The following is a 19960-nucleotide window of genomic DNA, read 5'->3' as shown; positions in this document are numbered from 1 at the left end:
GGGGGTCGGGAAACCGGCCCCCGCACCGTTTCATGTGGGACGAGGCCGGGGCGGGCCGGGTGTACCGGCGTGAGGTTGGGCGAATCTTCCACGTTGCAGAGGTTGCTCGTATGATGTGAGAGGATAAGATCCCACATTCTGACCGGAGCTATTGATGAGCGATCCATCGAATCCCTACGGCAGCCAGCCAGCGTATGGCACTCAGGCCTCGTACGGCACCCAGGCCGCGTACGGCGCCCAGCCTGCCTACGGGCAGGCCCCCGTAGTGCAGCAGCCCGCATACGGTACCCAACCCGCATACGGCGCCCAGACCTCGTACGGCGCGGGTGCTTCCTACGGGCAGCCGATGTACGGCCAGGTCGTGTACGCGCTGAACCCCGCCGTCGAACGCGTGCGTTCGAACGCATCCATGGTGCGCATCATGTCTTTCGTTAGCTTTGTGACGGTGGGGCCGCTCCTGTCGTTCGGTGCGTGGTTCTGGAGCATGAACCTCCTTAGTGAGGCCGAGAGGCTGGGTGCCCCCGAGGACGTGCTGAGGGACGTGCGCGGTGCGCGAACGACGGCTCTCATCTGCGGAATTGTCGGGATCGTGCTGTTTGGTCTTCTGATCGCCGCTCCCTTCCTCCTTGTCTGGCTCGTGGAATCTACGAAGTGATTGGTTGTTGAAATGAGTGATGAACAGATGCCCTCGCGGGCAATTCCGGCCGGCTGGGACTGGCCTCAGCAAAGCGACGGACCGGTCGCACCCCAGGCGGGTGCTCCCGCCTCGATGTGGTCGAGCGCTCCCGCCGCACCGCAGGCACCCGCCCCTGCGCAGTTTGCGCCCCCGGTGGGCGCACCCGTAAATGTCGCGTCCGCCGCGCCCGCCGCGCAGCAGTCGCCCTACGCTCCCGGACACAGCGGGGTCACGGCCGCCAGCGCGGCACCGGCGTATGGCACCCCTGCTCCGTATCCCCAGCAGGGCGCACCCGCCCAGCCGATGCCGTCCCACGGCCAGCCGAGTGCCTACCAGGCGCAGCCTGCACCCGTCGCTCAGCCGATGCAGCAGGCCGCCGCCACGCAGTACGGCGTGAATCCGCAGGCCGCGTACGCGAGCCAGCCCGCGCAGCCGTCCACGGATCAGCTCCGGCAGCTGGCCTTCTCCCGCCTCAAGTCCAACGCGACCGTCGCCATCGTGATGTCCTTCGTGTGGTTCTTCACGACGCCGGTCATCCTGCTGCTCGCCAACGCGGTTCGGGCGCAGCGCCTGTGTACCCACGCCCAGGAGATCGACGCTCCGTCCGACGTGACACGGAAGGTGAACATTGCGCGCGGCATTGCGTTCGGCATGCTCCTCCTGCAGGTGAGCCTGATCATCTTGCTGATTGTCTCGGAGAACATGCGTTAGCGATCCAGCGGATGCCGCTGTGTTCGCGGTAACTAAAGGCCGTTTTGTTTATTTTTGTACTCTCGCGTCGGCTACGATGACAGCCGTATCCGATCGACATAACCCATTTGGAGCAACTCATGAGCGATCCCGTAAACGCCTACCTCGCCGCCGGCCAGGAACATCCCCAGCAGGCTTACGGTTATGCGCAGCCGGCCTACGGCCAGCAGCAGGCTTACGGTCATGCGCAGCCGGCCTACGGCCAGCAGCAGGCTTACGGTCATGCGCAGCCGGCCTACGGTCAGCCCGTATACGCCCTCAACCCCGAGATTGAGAGGATCCGTTCGAACGCGTCGACGGCCCGCATGCTCTCCTTCGTGAGTTTCCTGTTCGGCCACCTCCTGCTTGCCGGTGGCATGTGGTTCTGGACTAACAAGCTGGTTGAGGAAGCCAAGATCCTGGGCGCCCCGATGGACGTGATGGCGGATGTGGAGAGCGCTCGCTCGGCTGCGAAGATTTGCTCGATTATCCAGATCGCGATCGCCGCTGCGGTTTTCTTGTTCCTCATCTTGATGGTGATCATCGGCGCGACTGCGGCCGCCAACAGCTGACGCATCGTTACGTGTGGGGCCCGAGGAAACGGCGAGTTTCCTCGGGCCCCAACGCATAGTGGTTGAGGGCCGCTGCTACGATAGCGCCCATCGTCATCCGCACGGAACTATCTGGAGTGCACCATGAGCGATCCGGCTTACCCCTATGGGGCCAATCCTGCGAGTGCGCAGGATCCCTACTCGCAGCAGACGCCGTATGGCCCGGCCGCATCCACGCCCTACGGCCATCCCGAGGCAGTGTACCGCCAGCAGCCTGCCTACGGCATGCCCAATGGGACGGCGTACAGTCAGCCCACGCCGGCCTATGCGCAGCCGTACTATGCGAGTTCACACCTCGTTGCCTACGCGGACCTGCGTTCCCAGGCGCATCTCGCCATGATCTTGGCTGGCGTGAGTTTCCTGACTGCCTTTCTGCTCCTCTCGATCCCCGCGATGGTGTTGTCGTTCATGCAGCGCAGGAAGGCGAAGCGCCTGGATGCCCCGCAGGACATCATGTCGCTGACGAATACCGCGGTGGTCGTCACGTCCATATGCGCATCACTCCAGCTGCTCGTGCCTCTTGCCCTTCTCCTCGCCTTTTTCCTCAGTGATCGATAAGTCGTGTGCTGATACCACCCCGCCACCCGTGAGAGTCGCGCGACAGTGCTGACTCCTCACACCCCGGAGCCTGTAGGAACGGTGATGCCGTTTCCGCAGGCTCCGCCTGTATTCTTGAGGGTATGACTCCCCGATACGAAGCACCCTCGCGCGCCATCGCCGGCACCGACGCAGACCTCCTCGACCAGCTGCGATACGCGGACGGACGCCCCTACGGCTTCTACAAGAACGCCCTAGGTGCCTGGGATTACGGGGACTTCACCCTCGCGATCGATCACGTGCAGGCCGATCCCTACGCCCCGCCCTCGTCCCTGCGCGCCTGGTCGACGCCCGAGGCCATGGGACTGCCCGAGGCCGCCCTGGCCTCGTCCGACGCACGCCTGGCTGCCGCGGACTTTATCGCCCGCTCCTTCGACGAGGCTATCCGCGCCCGCGACACCCGCGACGTGTCGATCGCCCGCGCCGGTACACTCATCCTCCAGCGCTCCTACGCGACCGTCCTGCCCGACCGCGTCGAGGTCCGCTTCCAAGTCAAGCTCCCCGCGCGCGGACGCACAATCCTCGGCAAGAGCGCCGCCCGCCTCTTCGACGTGGACGTGCCCAACATCGTCATGGACTGCTTCGACTTCGTCTCCGAGGACCCGGCCACCACCCGCAAGCGCTCCCGCCTCCTCGGCCACGTCGCCGCCTACGAGGACTACCGTGCCCTCCAGGGAATCCTCGAGGAACGCAGCTGGGTATCCTTCGTCGCCGACGAAGCCCTGTTGGCGCGCCGCTCCGGCGTGTCCGAAACGCCCCTGACGGGTGACGGCGTCGTCGCTTTCAATGCCCCCGAGTCCCTGCGCGCCACCGTCACCCTGCCGCACGCCGGCGAGGTGTCCGGCATGGCGATCCCCCCGGGCCTGACCCTCATCGTGGGCGGCGGCTACCATGGCAAGTCCACGCTCCTCGAGGCCATCGCCCAGGGCGTGTACGCGCACATCCCCGGCGACGGCCGCGAGCTCGTCGCCACCGACCCCACTGCCACGAAGGTGCGCGCCGCCGACGGGCGAGCCGTCACAGGCGTTGATATCTCGCCGTTTATCACCCACCTGCCCGGCGGTGCCGACACCACGTCCTTCTCCACCGAAAACGCGTCCGGCTCCACCTCGCAGGCCGCCTCCATCATCGAATCCCTTGAGCTGGGCGCACGCACCCTCCTCATCGACGAGGACACCTCCGCGACCAACCTCCTCATCCGCGACACGCGCATGCGCGACCTCGTCGCCGCCGAGAAGGAACCCATCACGCCCCTCGTCGACCGCGTCACCTCCCTCACCGAGGCCGGCGTCTCCCTCATCATGGTCGTCGGCGGCTCCGGCGCCTTCCTGGACGCCGCCGACCGGGTCCTCATGATGGACAACTACCGTTGTCTCGACGTCACCGCCCGCGCACGCGAGGTCGTGGCCGACCTGCCGCGCCTCCGCACCGACGCCCCCACCATCTGGGAGGCCGCTCCCCGCGTGCCCGCCGCGAAGGCCCGCGTGGACCGCCCGCGCACCAAGGCCTCGGGCACGTCCGTGCTAACCATCGACCGTTCAACCGTCGACATTTCCGACGTCGCCGCAGTCGTCGACCCCGGGCAGGCCGAGGCCATCGCCTGGTGCGTGCGCGGTGTCCTCGAGGAGATGGCAGGCAAACAGTCGATGCCCGACCTCATGGCCAAGCTTGGACGGCGCCTCGCCTCCGAGGGCCTGGACGCCGTCTGCAAGTTTGGCGCCCGCTCGTACCCGGCGTTCCTGGCGCGCCCGCGCCTCATCGATGTTGGTGCCGCCATCAACCGCTACCGCGGACTATCCCTGCGCGAGCCGCGCGGCGAGTCGTAATCGCTTCAGACCCCACGGGTTTTCCGTGCGCTGCGTTGCTTGCCATGTTTGGGCCGGGCTGCTTGGTGTGCCCGTGGGCGGCGGCCCGCCCGCGAGATCGCCACACGCGAGCCTGCGGCTCGGAGTGGTCGATCTCGAAGCCCGGCCAGGCCCCGCCGCCGCCCACGGGCACCGCAGCCAGGCCCTCCGGTCCCTCCGGTGCCCTTCACACCAGTGGGGCTGGGTCGCTGTTATCTGGTTCGGCGCGTCGTCTCGAAGCCCGGCCAGGCCCCGACGCCGCCCACGGGTATTGCGTCTGGGCCCTGTCGACCGGGTGGCCCGCTTGTCTGAAACCGCCGTCACCTTTGCGGGCGTAGGTCGAGCCTCAATTGAAACCGCCGTCACCTTTGCGGGTGAGAAATGGGTGTTTTTGGTGCAGTTCTCGGGTGCAGAGGTGATGCCGGTTTCAGCGGTTCCTTGTTGGGGGCGAGCAGTGGTGGTGTTGGTTTCAATGTCGCCGCGTTGTCGCGCCTGGTGCGCGATATTCTTCGCCCTGCTTGGTCTGATGGTGGGCGTGAGCGCGACAAAGTTCGCCCAGCGCGCTCAAATTGGTCCAAATTCGGCGTTTTTGCGCTTGCTGGGCGAGTTTTTTCGCGGAGATGTCGCTGGAGGGGCTGTGCTGGGCGAGCTATTTCGCGCCAATTGGCCCTGCGTCGGTCTTGGATGCGATGCGGTGCACTTCAGGGTGGCTGCGGTTGGGGGATTTGCGCCATGCGAAGCCCTCTGGCGGCGTGTCGCGGGCGTGTCGGAGGCTTGGATGGCGTCATTCCCCCGTGTGGCGGCGATGCCGCGCTGTTGGATGCGAACCGACCAATTTTGCACGTAATTCCTCTGTCACTATTTCAGGATGTGAATTGGTGTCGTTGGAATTGCAACGATTCGGGCTGTTATTAAAATTTCACGCAATCGAATTACGTGCGAAACTTCGGGTATGTGTCTCTGCCATCACTCCTGGGTGCCGCAGCTACGCACCGCTGCCAGGCCCGCCGCCCACGAGTGGCACAGTCAGGACCAACAACCCCGCAGGCACATAACACGGGAATTTCAATGGTGGCACCCCGGGGTAGGGCGGCCGAGCACCCCCGAGGGCACCCCGGGAGGTCTCGGGGATGAATCAGGGGAAACCTCCCTAGCGGTGACGCGCACCGCAGGCGCACGATGAATGCATGAACACGAACACGACAATCGCGCAGGCCCCCGTGGCCGACCAAGAGGCCCCGGCCTCGTCCATCGTCCGACTCCAGGGCGTCTCCAAGATCTACGGAAGCGGCGACGCTCAGGTGCGCGCCCTCGACGACGTGAGCGTCGGCTTCGGCGCCGGCGAATTCACCGCCATCATGGGCCCCTCCGGCTCCGGCAAATCCACGATGATGCACATCCTCGCCGGCCTTGACGCCCCCACCTCCGGGCACGTCTTCGTCGAAGACACCGACATCACCGCCCTGAAAGACACCGCACTGACCAAGCTGCGCCGCGACCGCATCGGTTTCGTGTTCCAGTCCTTCAACCTGGTGCCCACCCTGGACGCCCGCGCCAATATCCTCCTGCCCATGCGCCTGGCCGACGCCACCCCCGAGAAGGGATGGTTCGACCTCATCGTCAACTCCCTGGGTATCGAGGACCGCCTGAGTCATCGCCCCTCCGAGATGTCCGGCGGCCAGCAGCAGCGCGTCGCCGTCGCCCGCGCCCTCATGAGCCGCCCCGCCGTCATTGTCGCGGACGAACCCACCGGCAACCTCGACTCCCACTCGACCACCGAGGTCATGGACCTGCTGCGCCGCGCCGTCGATGAGCTCGGCCAGAGCGTCATCATGGTCACCCACGACACCTCCACCGCCGCCTACGCGGACCGCGTCCTCGTGTGTCGCGACGGACGCATTGTCTCCGACCTGCGCGACGTTACCGCCGACTCCCTCACCGCGGCGCTGCGCTGAGCGCGCGTCCACTCCCCAAGGCTCATCTCATGTCTGCAACAAACTCCCTCCTGAGCGCCAACCTGCGCTCCCATGGCCGCCGCTACATCTCCACCGGCCTGGCCGTCGCCATCTCCACGGCCTTCATCGTCATCACCCTCATCGTTATGACGGCGATGACCGCGGGCCTGACCTCCGGCGTCTACAGCCAGTACCGCGGCGGCACGATCGTCGTCTCCCAAAACGCTGACGCGACCGGCGAGTCGATTCAGCGCGCCGAAGAAATCCTGCGTTCCACCAGCGGCGTCACCGCCATCAAGCACATGGCCCAGTGGCCTGCCGATGCCCAGACCGACGCGACGCGTGGCCGACTCTACGTCTCGCCGCTGGCTCCCAAGCCCTTCGCCGGCCTCGACCTGAGCGCCGGAGACGCCCCGACCGCCGACGACCAGATCACTATCCCGGAGCACACGGCCTCGACCCTCTCACTGAAGGTCGGCGACACCGTCCGCGTGCGCGCAGGGTTCACCGAGGGTGCCTACCAGACTCTCACCATCGTCGGCACCACACGCTCGAACACGATCAGCATGGGCGTGCCCGCCAGCTACGTGACTGACGGCGGTTTCTCCGCGCTCTTCGAGCGCACCGCGTCCGGACAGTTCATCGTCGCGACTTCTGGAGCGGATACGGACAGCAACGCAAACCCTCCCAGCGCCACCCAGGACGAATGGGTGGCGACAGCGAACTCCGCGATCAGCACCGTCTCGGGAGTGACCGTGACCAGCGTGCACAAGGCAATTCAGGACGACCTCGAACAGGCGCGCTTGGGAGCGTCCATGACGATGGGCATCATGCTGATCTTCCCGGCGATCGCGGCGCTTGTGGCCTCTATCGTCGTCTCGTCGACCTTCCGAGTGGTGCTCACGCAGCGCACCCGCGAACTGGCGCTGCTGCGCACGCTGGGAGCGACCAGGCGACAGGTCCGCTCGCTCGTGACTCGCGAGGCCCTCGCGATCGGAGCGATCTCGTCCGCGATTGGCGTCGCGCTCGGCTGGCTGATCGGCGCGCTCGCGGAGGCGGGCACCGGACTGGCCTCTAGCGTCGGCGCGGCGCTGGCGAGTGCCTCCGTTTGGCAGCTTGCGTTCACGTGGCTGGGTGCCACCCTGTTCACGACCCTGGTCGGCGTCTTCCCGGCCCGCGCGGCCTCTCGCGTCGCTCCCGTCGCCGCCCTCGCCCCCGTGAACGAGGCCGGGGCCGCCGCCCGCAAGAAGCACACCGTCCGCTTCATCATCGGCGCGCTCATCGCTGTGGCCGGTTGCGCCGCCGTGGCGGCTGCGTGGCGCTCGGATAGCGGCGGCACGAAATTCCTCGGGGCTTTTGGCGGGTCGCTCCTGGCGCTCCTCGGTGCGCTGCTCGTCGCCTCGGTTCTGCTGCCAGCCCTCACCCGCGCGTTCGGCGCGGCCTTCCCGGGTACCCTGTCCGCCATGGCCCGCGAGAACACGACGCGCAACCCCGGCCGCACCTCCGCGACCGGCACCGCGATCATCATCGGCGTGACCCTCGTCGTCACCATCATGGTCGGTGCCGCCTCCGTGCGCACCACCCTCACCAACGCCGTGAACGACGCCCGCCCCTTCGACCTCATGGCCGTGTCCACGACTGGGGCGGTCACCGATGACCAGCAGGCCGCCATCGCGGCCACCGACGGCGTCGCCGCCACCGTCGCCCAGTACGCCGCTCCCGGCACCCTGACGACCACCTCGGGCGCGCCCGCCTACGCCGGGCCCGAGGGAGCGGGCTCGGAGGACGAGGCCCAGGCCTCGTCGGTCATGATCACCGGAGAACCCGACTACGCGGGCGTCACCCACTCGACCGTCACCCAGCTGGGCGATAACCAGGTGCGCGTCGGCGACGAGGCCCTGGCCGGGCAGACGCTGCGCCTGTGCGCCGACACGTGCGTGGACCTGAGCGCCACCTACGACAAGAACGGCAGCGTCGGGGAGGCCCAGGTCTCCGAGAAAACCCTGCGATCCATCGCGAGCTCGCTCGAGCGTCAGGCGGTCATCATCAAGATGGCCGACGGCGCCGACGCCGAAACGGTCCAGAGTGCGCTGCTCAAGGACTCGCACCTGAGCGTCAACGGCTCCGCGTTGGAGCGTCAGATGTACACGAAGATCATCGACCAGCTGATGCTTGTTCTCGTCGGGCTGCTCGGCGTCTCCGTCCTCGTGTCGCTGGTGGGCGTGGCCAACACGCTGTCCCTGTCGGTCGCCGAACGTACCCGCGAGAACGGCCTGCTGAGGGCGCTGGGCCTGACGCGACACCAGATGAAGAGCCTCCTCGCCTTCGAGGCGCTGTTCCTGTCCTTGACCGGCGTGCTGATCGGCGTCGGTATGGGTGTCGCCTTCGGGTGGGTAGGCGTCATGAGCCTGCCCATTGAGGGGGCCACCGCCGTGCTGAGCGTGCCGTGGCTGCAGCTGGTCGGCGTGTGCGTCGTGGCCATCGTGTCCGCGCTGATCGCCTCGTGGCTGCCGGGCCGCCGGGCCGCCAAGGTCAGCCCCTCGGAGGCGCTGGCGATGGATTGATTCCTGGTTGATCAACGGGTGTTGATGACGGGTGGGGTGTCGAGAGGCGCCCCACCCGTTGTCATGTTGTGCTGTGTGGTGTTGCTTGTGGCCCCGCTGGTGTTCCTGGCGCCGGAGGCCCCGGCCGCCGCGTGGCCTGCCTTGATGGGCCGGGCCGCTGTGTGTGCCGGTGGGCGGCGGCCCGCCCGCGAGATCGCCACACGCGAGCTTCGCTCGGAGTGGTCGATCTCGAGGCCCGCCCTGGCCCTGCCGCCGCCCACCGGCACCGCGGCCAGACCCTCTTGTGCCCTCCGGTCCCTCCGGCACCCTCCGCACCGGTGGGCCCGGTGTGCTCAGCGTGATCCGCGTCGGCTCGTTGTCCGGCCAGGCTTAGCTGCGCCTCAGCACTCGACGACGTTGACCGCCAGCCCTCCCTCGGATGTTTCCTTGTACTTGGAGAGCATGTCGTTGCCCGTCTGGCGCATCGTTTCGATGACGACGTCCAGGCTCACGGTGTGGCGTCCGTCCCCCCACAGGGCCATGCGTGCGGCGTTGATCGCCTTAACAGCCGCGATGGCGTTACGTTCGATGCATGGAACCTGGACGAGTCCGGCCACGGGGTCGCAGGTGAGTCCCAGGGAGTGCTCCATTGCGATTTCCGCGGCGTTCTCGACCTGCTGGGGGCTTCCTCCCAGCGCCTGGGCCAGGCCGGCAGCAGCCATCGCCGAGGCGGAGCCGACCTCCCCCTGGCAGCCGACCTCTGCCCCCGCGATGGAGGCGTTCGTCTTGATGAGTGCGCCGATCGCGGTGGCCGCGAGTAGGAAATCATGCACGAGGGTGCGGCGACGCTCCCGGAACGTCTCTTCGTCGCCGTCGTCGCAGTCCTCATGTGTGGCACCTGCGTGGCTGTCGGTGAGGCGGATGTGAGAGAGCGGCGCGATCGAGCCGTCGCGCGTATCCGGACCCGCCGCAACACCCGGGGTTGATCCTGTCTCGGGGCAGTGGGTGACGAGATAGCCCAGGACGGCCGGAATAACGCCTGCCGCGCCGTTCGTCGGAGCGGTCACGACCCTGTGTCCCGCGGCGTTCTCCTCGTTGACGGCGAGGGCGAAAAGGTTGACCCAGTCCATCGCGCGCATCGGATCGGCCGTGGTGGAGACCCACGCCCGCGCGTCACCCTGCCCCCCTTGCCCCGTTTCGGCGGTCGCGGGGGCCGATGGGCCAAGGAGGCGCCTGGCGAGCTTTCCGGCGAGCGCTTGCGCACGGCGGGGGACGTCGAGCCCTCCGGGGAGGATGCCCGTCGCGGACGTCCCCGCGTCCACGCAGTCGAACATCGTGTCGGCGATGCGGTCAAGGTAGGCGTCCAGGGTCTCGCGGGGGCGCACCGCCTCCTCGTTGGCGCGCACCAGCTCTGCGATGCTCTTGCCCTCCGCGTCGCACTGGGCCAGCAGCTGGCTACCCGAAGTGAAGGGATAGGGAGCGGGGACGTCAATGCCGACGCTGGTTTGTCCGGAGGCTAGCGACGAAACCTCGGGGTTGTCGGTGTCGTCGTTGGTCTGGGTCATCACGAAGCCGCCTCCCACCGAGTAGTAGGTTCGTCGCAGGATGATGTGTGTGTCTGCGTCGGTGGCGGTGATGGTGAGAGCGTTGACATGGTAGGGCAGGACCGTGCGCGCGACGAAGCGGATATCGCGTGCAACATCAAGAGTGACCTGGGCTCCGCTGGGCAGCGTCAGCGTCCCGGTGCTGGCCAGGGTCGGCAGGATCGATTCGACGGTGGAGATGTCGACGGTTTCCGGATCGTAGCCCGCCAGGCCGAGGAGTACTGCGCGGTCCGTGGAGTGGCCGCGTCCGGTGGCTCCAAGGGAACCGAAGAGATCGATTGTGATGTGGCATGGAGGGGGGAGAGTCGTCAGTTCAGTCGTGAAGGCGAGCCCGGCACGCATGGGACCGACCGTGTGGGACGAGGAGGGGCCGATCCCGATACGGAACATGTCGAAGACCGACAGGGGGTGAGGCGCGTCGTGCGCGGCGATGTGGCCGGACACGATGGCGGCCGGGGTCGGACGCGAGGGATCGTAGGTGGTGACGGGCGTGTCCAGAGCGACGGGGCGTAGGTCCATGCTCTCTATTCTGCAGTAATTGCGGCCCGGGGCCTGGACTGAGGGAGTTTGGGGTTGCGCACGCACCGGTAAGGGAGTCGCGAGGGGGTATGGATGGGTGTGAAGCCACCTCTCCTGTCAGTTATCCGTATTCGATAGCCGTTAACTGTCAGCTGTCTAGACGGATGTAGCCCGCCTGCATAATCTATTAAAACGGTTGGTAATTAAGAGAAATGCCGCCACAAGATACGGCAGTTGAGATGGTTGAGGGAATGAAATGGTGACTTATGTGAAACAGATAATGTGGAGTTGCATTGTTTGGTAACCGTGGCGTATGGTTCTCTATGTCAAAGATATCGAGCGATTGCCTAGGTCTCCCAGTGAGGCTCGCAATCGCGACATATGAGCCAATCGAAGGGAAATTCTCGATGGCGATCGGGTGGCGATGAGGTCGCGATTCGTTTGAGTGATCGCGTCTCATCGGCGAGCGCCCGATCGTTGCGGGTTAACCCTCGTTGCAGTCGTGTTGACCGGTGGCGACGGCCTGGCCTGCGAGCTGTCAAGAGCTTGCGGCGCCGACGCGCTTGCTGGATGACACTCGCGCTCGTGCTCGGGGGCGTCAGCCTTCCCTTGAAGACTTACGTCTCACACATCACACACAGGAGAATAAGGAAAACAATGAGCACCACGAAGACCCGCCGCAGCGTGAGCCTGCTCGCGGCCTTTGCCGTCGCCGCCGGCGCGCTGGCCCTGCCCGCCGCCGCGTCGCAGGCAACCCCCACCTTCGGCCTGGCCGCCACGACCGAGCGTGCGCCCTCCCTGGTCGACCTCGACGCCACCAAGACCGGCTCGATCACCATCCACAAGCTGGTCAAGCAGGACGACAACGGCACCAAGGAAGGCAACGGCCTCCTCGACCCGAGCGCCACCGGTGCGCCGCTGGCCGGCGCGACCTTCACCGTCGAGAAGCTCACCTCCGTCGACCTGACCAAGCAGGAGGGCTGGGAGAAGCTCGCCAACTACCGTAAGGGCAAGGGCGACGAGAAGATCTCGGCGAACGCCGCCGCCATCGAGGCAGCCCGCGCCGACGGCGTCGGCACGCCCGTCTCCCAGACCACGGGTGCTGACGGCCTCGCCACCTTCAACAACCTCGCGCTCGGCGCCTACATCGTCACCGAGACCCAGACCCCCGCCGGATACACCGGCTCGCGCCCCTTCATCATCACGGTGCCGATGACGCACCCCACCGAGCTGAACAAGTGGGTCTACGACGTTCACGCCTACCCGAAGAACGCCAAGGTCAACGTCGAGAAGGAGGTCGACGACGCCCAGACGCCCGCCGTCGGCTCCCCGATCTCCTACACCATCACCGCCGACGTGCCCGACGCCCCGGTCGTGGACTACTACAACGTCGTCGACCAGTACGACAAGCGCGTGGACCTGCCCGAGGACCAGATCGAGCTGCGCATGGTCGAAGCCAAGGACGGCGATGTTCCCCTGGTCAAGGGTGAGGACTACACCCTGATCCCGGCCGTGGGCAAGGACGGCAAGACCAACTTCTGGACCGCCGAGTTCACCGAGGCCGGCCGCAAGAAGATGATCGACCAGCGCAAGAGCAACGACACCAAGATCGTCATGTCGCTGGAGGGTACCCTCAAGGAGAAGATCGGCGACGAGGGTCTGGTCGAGAACAAGGCCATCCTCCTGCCCGGCGCTCCCGCCAACAACTGGAAGCCCGGTAGTGGCGAGGTTCCCCCGCCGGACTACCCGAACGCCAAGGTCGTCTCCAAGTTCGGCAAGGTGACGATCACCAAGACCTCCTCCGTTGACGAGACCAAGAAGCTCCAGGGCGCCGAGTTCCAGGTCTACAAGTGCAAGCCCACCACCAAGCCCGCCAATAACTTCGAGTCGGTGGATGCCTCCCTCGACACCAAGCTGACCGTGGATGGCAAGGACACCTTCGTCACCGACGACCAGGGCAAGGTCACGATCGACGGCCTGCGCAACAACGACTGGGAAGACAACGAGGCAGTGGCTGATCCCGGCTACTACTGCCTGGTTGAGACCAAGGCTCCCGACGGCTTCGAGCTGCAGTCCCGCCCGATCGCCTTCCAGATCCTGGCGTCTAACTCCACCAAGGACAACAAGTACACCCTCGAGACCACCGTCAAGGACGTGCCGAAGAACGGCGGATTCAACCTGCCGCTGACCGGTGCTGCCGGTGTCGGCGTGCTCATCGGTACGGGTGCGCTCCTCGTGGCTGGTTCCGGCGCGATCGTGCTGGCCAACAAGCGCCGTAAGGAGCAGGCTGACGCCTGATCTGCGGTAGCACACGGGGGTGCGGCCGCAGGCCGCACCCCCGTGCATGCAACGAACATTCGCCTCTGGTGAGGCGACATCCCAATGACTCAGCTGGAGTGCCAGCACGAATGGAGAACGCGTGAGTAAGCAAGCGCCCGATCAGTCGAAGACCCCTCTCAAGGTCCGTCTTCTGACGATCGCGCCCCCCGTTCTCCTCCTGGCCGGTATCCTCGTCCTGCTCTACCCGGTCCTGGCCACCCAGTACAACAATCAGCGCCAGTCCCAGATCGCTGAGCAGTTCAGTGCGGTCGCCGAGGAGGTTGGTCCTGACGCGGTTGCAGAGAGCCTGAGCCGCGCCGACGAATACAACCGCGCGGCCGCGGAGGCACCCATCCTTGACCCCTGGTTGGATGCGCAGCGCCCCGACACCGTCCAGTACCAGGAATACCTCTCTCAGCTCGACTTGAACGACGTCATGGCGACCGTCAAGATCCCATCCATCGACGTCAATCTTCCGATCTACCACGGAACCGACACCGCGACCCTCGACAAGGGGGTCGGCCATCTGTTCGGCACAGCTCTCCCCGTGGGTGGGGAGTCCACCCACACCGTCCTCACAGGCCACACGGGCCTGGGGACGGCCACGATCTTTGATGAACTCACGAGCGTGCAGATGGGCGAGTTCTTCTACATTGAGACCGCCGGCCGCCACCTGAAGTATCAGGTCACCGACATCCGCGTGGTGCTACCCAACGAGACAGAGTCCCTGAACAAGGTAGAGGGTAAGGACCTGGCCACCCTGATCACGTGTACTCCCTACGGAGTTAACACGCACCGCCTCCTCGTGACGGGCGAAAGGGTCCCCATGGATGATGGGGACGCACAGGCCGAGGCCGAGCAGGTTCACTCCCGCGTCCTGCAGCCCTGGATGATCGCCGTCCTCGCCTCCGTTGTAGTGATCCTGTGCGTCGCCGGCTGGATCTGGCTGCGCTCGCGCAAGCGGGCCCGGGAAGCGCTGGAGGCACCGCACCCGCCGGAATCGTTGGCTGTGGTGGAGGACGCCGCAGCCCCCAATGAAGACGAAGCGTCAATTGGCGAGTAAGCTCACTAGCACGCTTGTTGTCTGAACAAATATAATTACCATAGAACCGTAAAAGACACTTGGAGAACTGATGCAGTATCGCCCCAACGCCCGCATTGTGCGACATGCGAGGGCCGCGATCACGCCTCGTCGGTATGGCGTGCGGGTCCTCGTCGCAGCCGCGCTCGCCGCGCTCGTCGCGATGCCCGGCCTGCTGGCCTCCCCGACCCAGGCCGGCCCGACCCTCGAAAGCGCCGGATCAGACGAGGTTGTCTTCGATCGCACCGAGGGGCGCATCGGTCCCGCCATTCTCAACGACTCTCCGACCGACCGCACGACCGCCGTCGCCGACCACGCATTCTTCGGCGTCGTGCGCGGCATGAGCGTCTACGACTCCAGGGACCGCAACCAGTACTCGCAGGCTCACCAGCCGGGCGTGGCCCAACGCTGGCTGAAGGCCGACGTCGCCAAGCGTGGGGACTACTGGTCCTACATCACCCGAGGCGTCGCGTGGGACTACCACATCAATCCCTACGGATACCAGGGGGAGTACAGGGACAACGTCATCTCCGCCTCAACCACGAGCGCCCTGGGCTACAAGCCCAACAACCCCGGCAAGTCCGCGCTCAACAGCACCTTCCTGATCGGCACCGTTCGACACAACAACTTCCCGATCTGGTCGGCGATCCACTACGTGCACGCCTCTTTCGACATTCGCATCGGAGACCTCGAAGAATCATTCCCCTTCGACCAGCACGAGACCACCAATGATAACGACACGACCGCCGTGGCGAATCAAGGCGGAGCCTACAGGTACTATTCGCAGGCATACTCCGCCCGCTCGTGCCCCGCGGAGGCACCCTACTACGCCCTCATCCGCGGATACGGGGAGAACACCTGGTTCTGCTTCCAGCACGTGGGCCCCGGCTACGGCAACTACGACATCTACACCAACCAGCCGAACTACTACCCCAACTACGTGGATGTTCCGGGGCAGACGCCCGAATCTGACGATGTGCTCACCGTGAACAAGACCACCTCGGACCGCACCCTCGTCGTTGACGGCATCCCCTACCGCCTCTTCCTCTGGGGCTTCGTGCCCAGCGCCGACGGCAATTGCCCCGCCGAGCCGCCCGCGGGTTCGGCTCCCGTCAACACCTTCACCACGAAGGAGAATCAAACCTCCTACGGATGCCTCTACGGAGAGTTCCGTCAGGAGCGATTCCTGCGCATCGCGAAGAACGTCACCGAGGACTCCGGAGCCCCCGGCGAGGAGATTCCCGCCTTCAACTTCACGACCCTGCCCGCTGGCGACTGGAAGGCCCCCGAGGGAGCGCCCCTGCCCAACGAGGCACAGGCCGACACCTACATCAGTCCCGGATCCTTCTCCGACTTCTCCCTCAAGCCCACCGCCTACGGCAACGGCGGGACGGTCCTGAGCGGATACCAGTCCTTCATCCCCGGAAAGTCCCAGTTCATCGTCGCGGAGACCGGCCCCACGATCCCCGGCAGGAACCCGATCGCGCCCGGCCAGCCCGGCTACTACGGACCCTGGCCAGTCAGCGATGATCCCAACGCCGCGCAGTGGAAGCTCTCGGAGGTCACCTGCGTCAACGGAGTTGGCGACCGAGTGAACGTCACGCGCGACCCGGCCACCGGCGGCATCGACTTCTCCGCCGTGCCCCCCGCCTCCTCGGCCAAGGCTCTGCCGGTGACCTGCACCTTCACCAACCAGAAGCAGGCCCCCAAGATCCGCATCGAGAAGAGCATCGAAAGCGTCGAGGACGCTTTCACCCCCAACATCACCGTCACCTATCGCATCACCGCGACCAACGACGGGACGCTGACAGGAACCACCGGACGACTGGCGGACTCCCCCTCCTTCGCTCCGGGACTGAAGGAGCGCTCCGTCAGGATCGCCACGACCCTGGAAGGACTCGACAGCGCCACCCCAACGCGCTACGGCCCCTACACCCTCACCGAGGGAACGGACCTCGAACCGGGCGCCCAGGCCACCTGGTACATCCGTATGAATGTGGCACGCAACAAGAGGACCCCGGGTTACAGTGAGCCCGCACTGGAGTGCGCCTCCGACAATGGGCACCTGACGCCTAGACGCGGCCTCTATAACTCGGTGAGTGGCCCCTACGATTACGACGGAAGCGCCAACAACGAGGCGTGCGCTCCCGTGCGTCCTCGCTACATCCGCATCGAGAAGGCCGGGACCCAACCCGTTGGCACTCCCAACGACGATGGAACCTACCCGCTGAAGGGCGCTGCCTTCGCGATCTACGACAACGCTGAACTCAAGGGAACGCCCGTCAGCGTCGTCGACGGTGGCCCCACCTTCCTGAGTGCCCCCCTGGCCCCTGACACCGACTACTGGCTCGTCGAGACACGCGCGCCAGCCGGACACGCGCTTCTCCCCAGGCCCGTCCCATTCCGCATCAGCGTCGGAAACGACGCGGAAGCGACCACCGTCCTCACGGCGGAGTTCGGTCCCGATGAGGGCTTTTCCTCTGTGCGCGTCCTGCCGGCGCAGCCCGGGGTGAGCGGTGAGGCGGGGGCCCCCGGCATCCGTATCGTCGACACCCAGGTGGGCACGCTGCCCGTCGCAGGCGGATACGGCGTCTACCCCCACGTCGCGGCAGGAGTCGGCATGATTGCCCTTGCTGGAGCGTGCATGTGGGCGCGTAAGCGCCAGCGCGTCAGCCAGTCCTGACAAGGCCGATAGGCTAGCGAGACCCCCGAACCACCGGTCCGGGGGTCTCGCTGCGCGCGGGGCGAGCGCGCCCGGGGCGCTGCCGTCGCCTAACATTGAGTGCATGAATCTGCGCATGCCCGAACGCGTCCGCGTCGACGCCGTCATCCAGGCCGCCATGGACATGGAGGCCGCCCCCTTCCTACACGAGCTTGCCCCCCTCGGCGACGCTGAGACACCCGACGCGGTGCTCGGCGGGTCGCGCATGACCCAGCGATTTGCCCTCGGGGAGCTCGAAGGGAAGAGTGTCCTGGTGGTCACCTCGGGCATCGGGCTGGCGAACGCCGCCTGCGCCACCGCCCGCGCCCTCGCACTCGTCGATACTCCCGTGGTGATCGCGGCGGGTACGACCGGTGGACTCGCGCGTGACATCAGCGTCGGTGACATCGCCGCTGGAACGACCGCCATCTACGGGCAGGCGGATGCAACTGCGTTTGGATACGCGCCGGGACAGATCCCACAGATGCCCGTCGACTACACCTCATCCGAGGCGGCGGCAGCGCGACTGGACGACCTGTCCGACGTGATCTCCCACCGGGTGCGAATCGGCCAGGTTCTCTCCTCCGACTCCTTCTGCACGCAGGAACACGCCGAACCCATGCGTCGGCGCTTCCCCGACGCCATTGCCACCGACATGGAGACCTGCGCGATGGCCCAAGTATGCTGGTCCGCCGGCGTCGACTGGATCTCCTTGCGAGCCGTCTCTGACCTGTGTGAGCCCAGCGCCGACCAGGCGTTCCATATGGATGGCAAACGCGCGGCCTCTCACAGCGCCGACGCGGTTGCCGCCTACCTGAGGATGCTATGAACACCAACGATCGCCCCACCCGAATCCTCATGGTGTGTACCGGCAACATCTGCCGTTCTACGATGGCCCACGCGGTCCTCGAACAGGCCGCCGCGCGCGCCGGTGTGGACGTCATCGTCGATAGCGCCGGCGTCTCCGACGAAGAGCAGGGCAACCCGATCGACCGCCGCGCCGCTCGCGTGCTGCGCGACGCCGGGTACACCGTGCCCGACCATCGTGCGCGCCAGATCCGTGCCGGCGAGCTGGGGGAGTGGGACCTCATCCTGGCCATGACCTCGCGCCACCTGAACGTCCTGGAGCGCCTCGCTGAGCGCGTGGGGGTTGAGCATGAGGGCGCGCCCGCGTCCGCCGCCGAACTGGGGCAGGGGCCGCGCGTGTGCCTGTACCGCGACCTCGACCCCGAGGGCAGCGGTGACGTGCCCGACCCGTGGTACGGCGGCCACCAGGACTTCCTGGACACCCTTGAGGTTATCGAGCGGGTCACCCCGCAGATCCTCGCCCTCGTGCGCTAGGCGCGCGGCGAACCGACGTTTTATGCAGACGAGCGGCCACCCTGCGTGGGGTGGCCGCTCGCTGCGTTAAAGGGTGGTGCCTCAGTTGGGCAGGGACGCTCCCGCCTCGGTGAGGAGGGTGCGAATCTGCTCCTCGAGGCCCGAGGTGCCCCTGCCCATCGAGCGCAGCTGCCCGTCAGGCCCGGCCAGGTAGTGGGTCGGCCACGCGTTTGCGCCGTAGGCCTTGAAGGCCTCCAGCTCCGGGTCCAGCGCCACCGGGTAGGTGATGCCCAGACGGGACGCGGCGCCACTGACGACGGACGCTTCGCGCTCGTGGGCCTGCTGCGGGGAGTGTACGCCGATCACAACGAGGCCAGCCTCCTTGTACTTCTCGTAGATGCGCTCGACCTCGGGAATCTCGCGCGCGCAGTTGACGCACGAACTCGACCAAAAGTCGACGAGGGTCACCGTGCCGTGAGGTTCTCCTAGAGAGTTGAGCCACTCCGTGGCACCGATCGCGGGGAGGGTGCCGCAATCCTTCGCCCCGCTGCGCGCGCACTGCGCGAAGTCGGTGCTTGCCTGGACCTCGTGTTCGGGCTCGCACGCGCCGTCCTCGCATGCGCCTTCAGTGCTGGCCTCGAGCGAGGCCGTGTAGTCGGGGATCATGCGCTGCAGCGCCATCGGGGCGTCCGTCGCGATACCCAGCGCGAGCGCGATCATCGCGAGGCCCGCAGCGATGCGCAGGGGATGCTGGCGGGTCTTCAGGAAGCGGGCCGCGACACCCGAACCCGCGATCGCGACGATCATCAGCGGGATCGACACGCCGATCGCGAAGGAGATGGCCAGGCCGACGATGTGCCACGTGATCTGCCCGGAGCTGGAGGCCACGATGATCGAGGTCAGCACCGGACCCGCGCACGGCACGAACGCCGCGCCCAGGACGAGGCCGAGGCCGAAGCCCGCGCTGTCGCCCGTCGTGCGAGGTGCCAGGCGCGTGAAGGGACGCTCGAGCACTTCCATGATCTTCGGGACGATCATGCCGATGCCGACGGCCAGCAGCAGGACGATGCCGGTCCAGCGGATCAGTGCCTGCGGCAGGTTGAGCAGGCTCAGCAGCGCCGAACCCGCGACCGTGATGATCATGAACGAGGTGACGAGGCCCAGGACGATGAGCACGGGACGACGCGTCACCGAGTCACTACCGTCGGCCTTCACGGCTGCCTTCTTCGGGGCTTCGCCGCCCAGGTTTACGCCCGGAGCGACGCGGAACAGTGACGGGTCGATGCCCGTCTTTCCGGCCTCGGAGGATTGGGGCGCCTCGTTCGAGGTGCGGCCGCCAGCGGCTCCGAGGAACAGTGCGGGTAGGACGGGAAGGATGCACGGGGAGATACCCGTGATGAAGCCTCCAAGAAGGCCAAGCAAGAGGAACATAGGTTCACCTTACTTGGAAGTGGTTGAAAA

General features: G+C 66.3%; 15 protein-coding genes. 13 read left to right on the top strand and 2 right to left on the bottom strand.

What is annotated here, in order from left to right; all coding sequences use genetic code 11:
* Positions 1 to 154: 154 nt before the first annotated feature.
* The 8 genes from FOC40_RS00495 (at position 155) to FOC40_RS00460 (ending at position 8976) form a co-directional block, all read left to right on the top strand.
* On the top strand, positions 155 to 655 hold the full coding sequence (locus tag FOC40_RS00495) for a hypothetical protein (protein ID WP_003796900.1): 501 nt from the start codon (positions 155 to 157) through the stop codon (positions 653 to 655).
* A gap of 12 nt (positions 656 to 667) precedes the next feature.
* Positions 668 to 1387 carry a hypothetical protein gene (locus FOC40_RS00490; RefSeq protein ID WP_131240594.1) on the top strand — a complete coding sequence of 240 codons (720 nt, stop codon included), beginning with the start codon at positions 668 to 670 and terminating at the stop codon, positions 1385 to 1387.
* Positions 1388 to 1506: 119 nt separating this feature from the next.
* Positions 1507 to 1977: a hypothetical protein gene (locus FOC40_RS00485; RefSeq protein WP_003796895.1), complete on the top strand. Its 471-nt coding sequence runs from the start codon at positions 1507 to 1509 to the stop codon at positions 1975 to 1977.
* Positions 1978 to 2100: 123 nt separating this feature from the next.
* Positions 2101 to 2574 (top strand): hypothetical protein, encoded by a 474-nt coding sequence (locus tag FOC40_RS00480; RefSeq protein WP_003796892.1) that lies wholly within the window; start codon positions 2101 to 2103, stop codon positions 2572 to 2574.
* Between the two features lie 122 nt (positions 2575 to 2696).
* Positions 2697 to 4439: an ABC-ATPase domain-containing protein gene (locus FOC40_RS00475; RefSeq protein WP_003796890.1), complete on the top strand. Its 1743-nt coding sequence runs from the start codon at positions 2697 to 2699 to the stop codon at positions 4437 to 4439.
* A 322-nt stretch (positions 4440 to 4761) separates the two neighbouring features.
* Positions 4762 to 5304: a hypothetical protein gene (locus FOC40_RS00470; RefSeq protein ID WP_003796888.1), complete on the top strand. Its 543-nt coding sequence runs from the start codon at positions 4762 to 4764 to the stop codon at positions 5302 to 5304.
* A gap of 340 nt (positions 5305 to 5644) precedes the next feature.
* Complete coding sequence (locus tag FOC40_RS00465; RefSeq protein ID WP_003796886.1) at positions 5645 to 6412, top strand: ABC transporter ATP-binding protein; 768 nt, start codon at positions 5645 to 5647, stop codon at positions 6410 to 6412.
* 29 nt (positions 6413 to 6441) lie between these two features.
* On the top strand, positions 6442 to 8976 hold the full coding sequence (locus tag FOC40_RS00460) for an FtsX-like permease family protein (RefSeq protein WP_003796883.1): 2535 nt from the start codon (positions 6442 to 6444) through the stop codon (positions 8974 to 8976).
* A gap of 380 nt (positions 8977 to 9356) precedes the next feature.
* Here FOC40_RS00460 and FOC40_RS00455 read toward each other — a convergent pair whose 3' ends face one another.
* A complete protein-coding gene (locus FOC40_RS00455) occupies positions 9357 to 11078 on the bottom strand; it encodes an L-serine ammonia-lyase, iron-sulfur-dependent, subunit alpha (protein ID WP_003796882.1) in 1722 nt (573 codons plus the stop codon).
* Between the two features lie 657 nt (positions 11079 to 11735).
* Between FOC40_RS00455 and FOC40_RS00450 the strand changes: the two genes are divergently transcribed.
* The 5 genes from FOC40_RS00450 to FOC40_RS00430 all read left to right on the top strand — a co-directional run bounded on the left by FOC40_RS00450 (position 11736) and on the right by FOC40_RS00430 (position 18520).
* Positions 11736 to 13376 carry a SpaH/EbpB family LPXTG-anchored major pilin gene (locus FOC40_RS00450; RefSeq protein ID WP_155844083.1) on the top strand — a complete coding sequence of 547 codons (1641 nt, stop codon included), beginning with the start codon at positions 11736 to 11738 and terminating at the stop codon, positions 13374 to 13376.
* 121 nt (positions 13377 to 13497) lie between these two features.
* A complete protein-coding gene (locus FOC40_RS00445) occupies positions 13498 to 14460 on the top strand; it encodes a class C sortase (RefSeq protein WP_003796878.1) in 963 nt (320 codons plus the stop codon).
* Positions 14461 to 14530: 70 nt separating this feature from the next.
* On the top strand, positions 14531 to 17161 hold the full coding sequence (locus FOC40_RS00440; RefSeq protein WP_003796876.1) for a SpaA isopeptide-forming pilin-related protein: 2631 nt from the start codon (positions 14531 to 14533) through the stop codon (positions 17159 to 17161).
* Positions 17162 to 17264: 103 nt separating this feature from the next.
* Positions 17265 to 18008: a 5'-methylthioadenosine/S-adenosylhomocysteine nucleosidase gene (mtnN, locus tag FOC40_RS00435; protein ID WP_003796874.1), complete on the top strand. Its 744-nt coding sequence runs from the start codon at positions 17265 to 17267 to the stop codon at positions 18006 to 18008.
* A complete protein-coding gene (locus FOC40_RS00430) occupies positions 18005 to 18520 on the top strand; it encodes a low molecular weight protein-tyrosine-phosphatase (RefSeq protein WP_003791709.1) in 516 nt (171 codons plus the stop codon). Before mtnN ends, FOC40_RS00430 begins: the two co-directional genes overlap by 4 nt.
* A gap of 81 nt (positions 18521 to 18601) precedes the next feature.
* Here the strand turns inward: FOC40_RS00430 and FOC40_RS00425 are convergent, their stop codons facing one another.
* The gene (locus FOC40_RS00425; protein ID WP_003796872.1) at positions 18602 to 19930 is read right to left on the bottom strand and encodes a cytochrome c biogenesis protein/redoxin; all 1329 of its coding nucleotides are present in this window, start codon (positions 19928 to 19930) and stop codon (positions 18602 to 18604) included.
* Between the last annotated feature and the right edge of the window lie 30 nt (positions 19931 to 19960).

Source organism: Schaalia odontolytica (assembly GCF_009730335.1).
Taxonomy (GTDB): Bacteria; Actinomycetota; Actinomycetes; order Actinomycetales; family Actinomycetaceae; genus Pauljensenia; species Pauljensenia dentiphila.
This window is presented reverse-complemented; position numbering and strand designations above follow the sequence as displayed.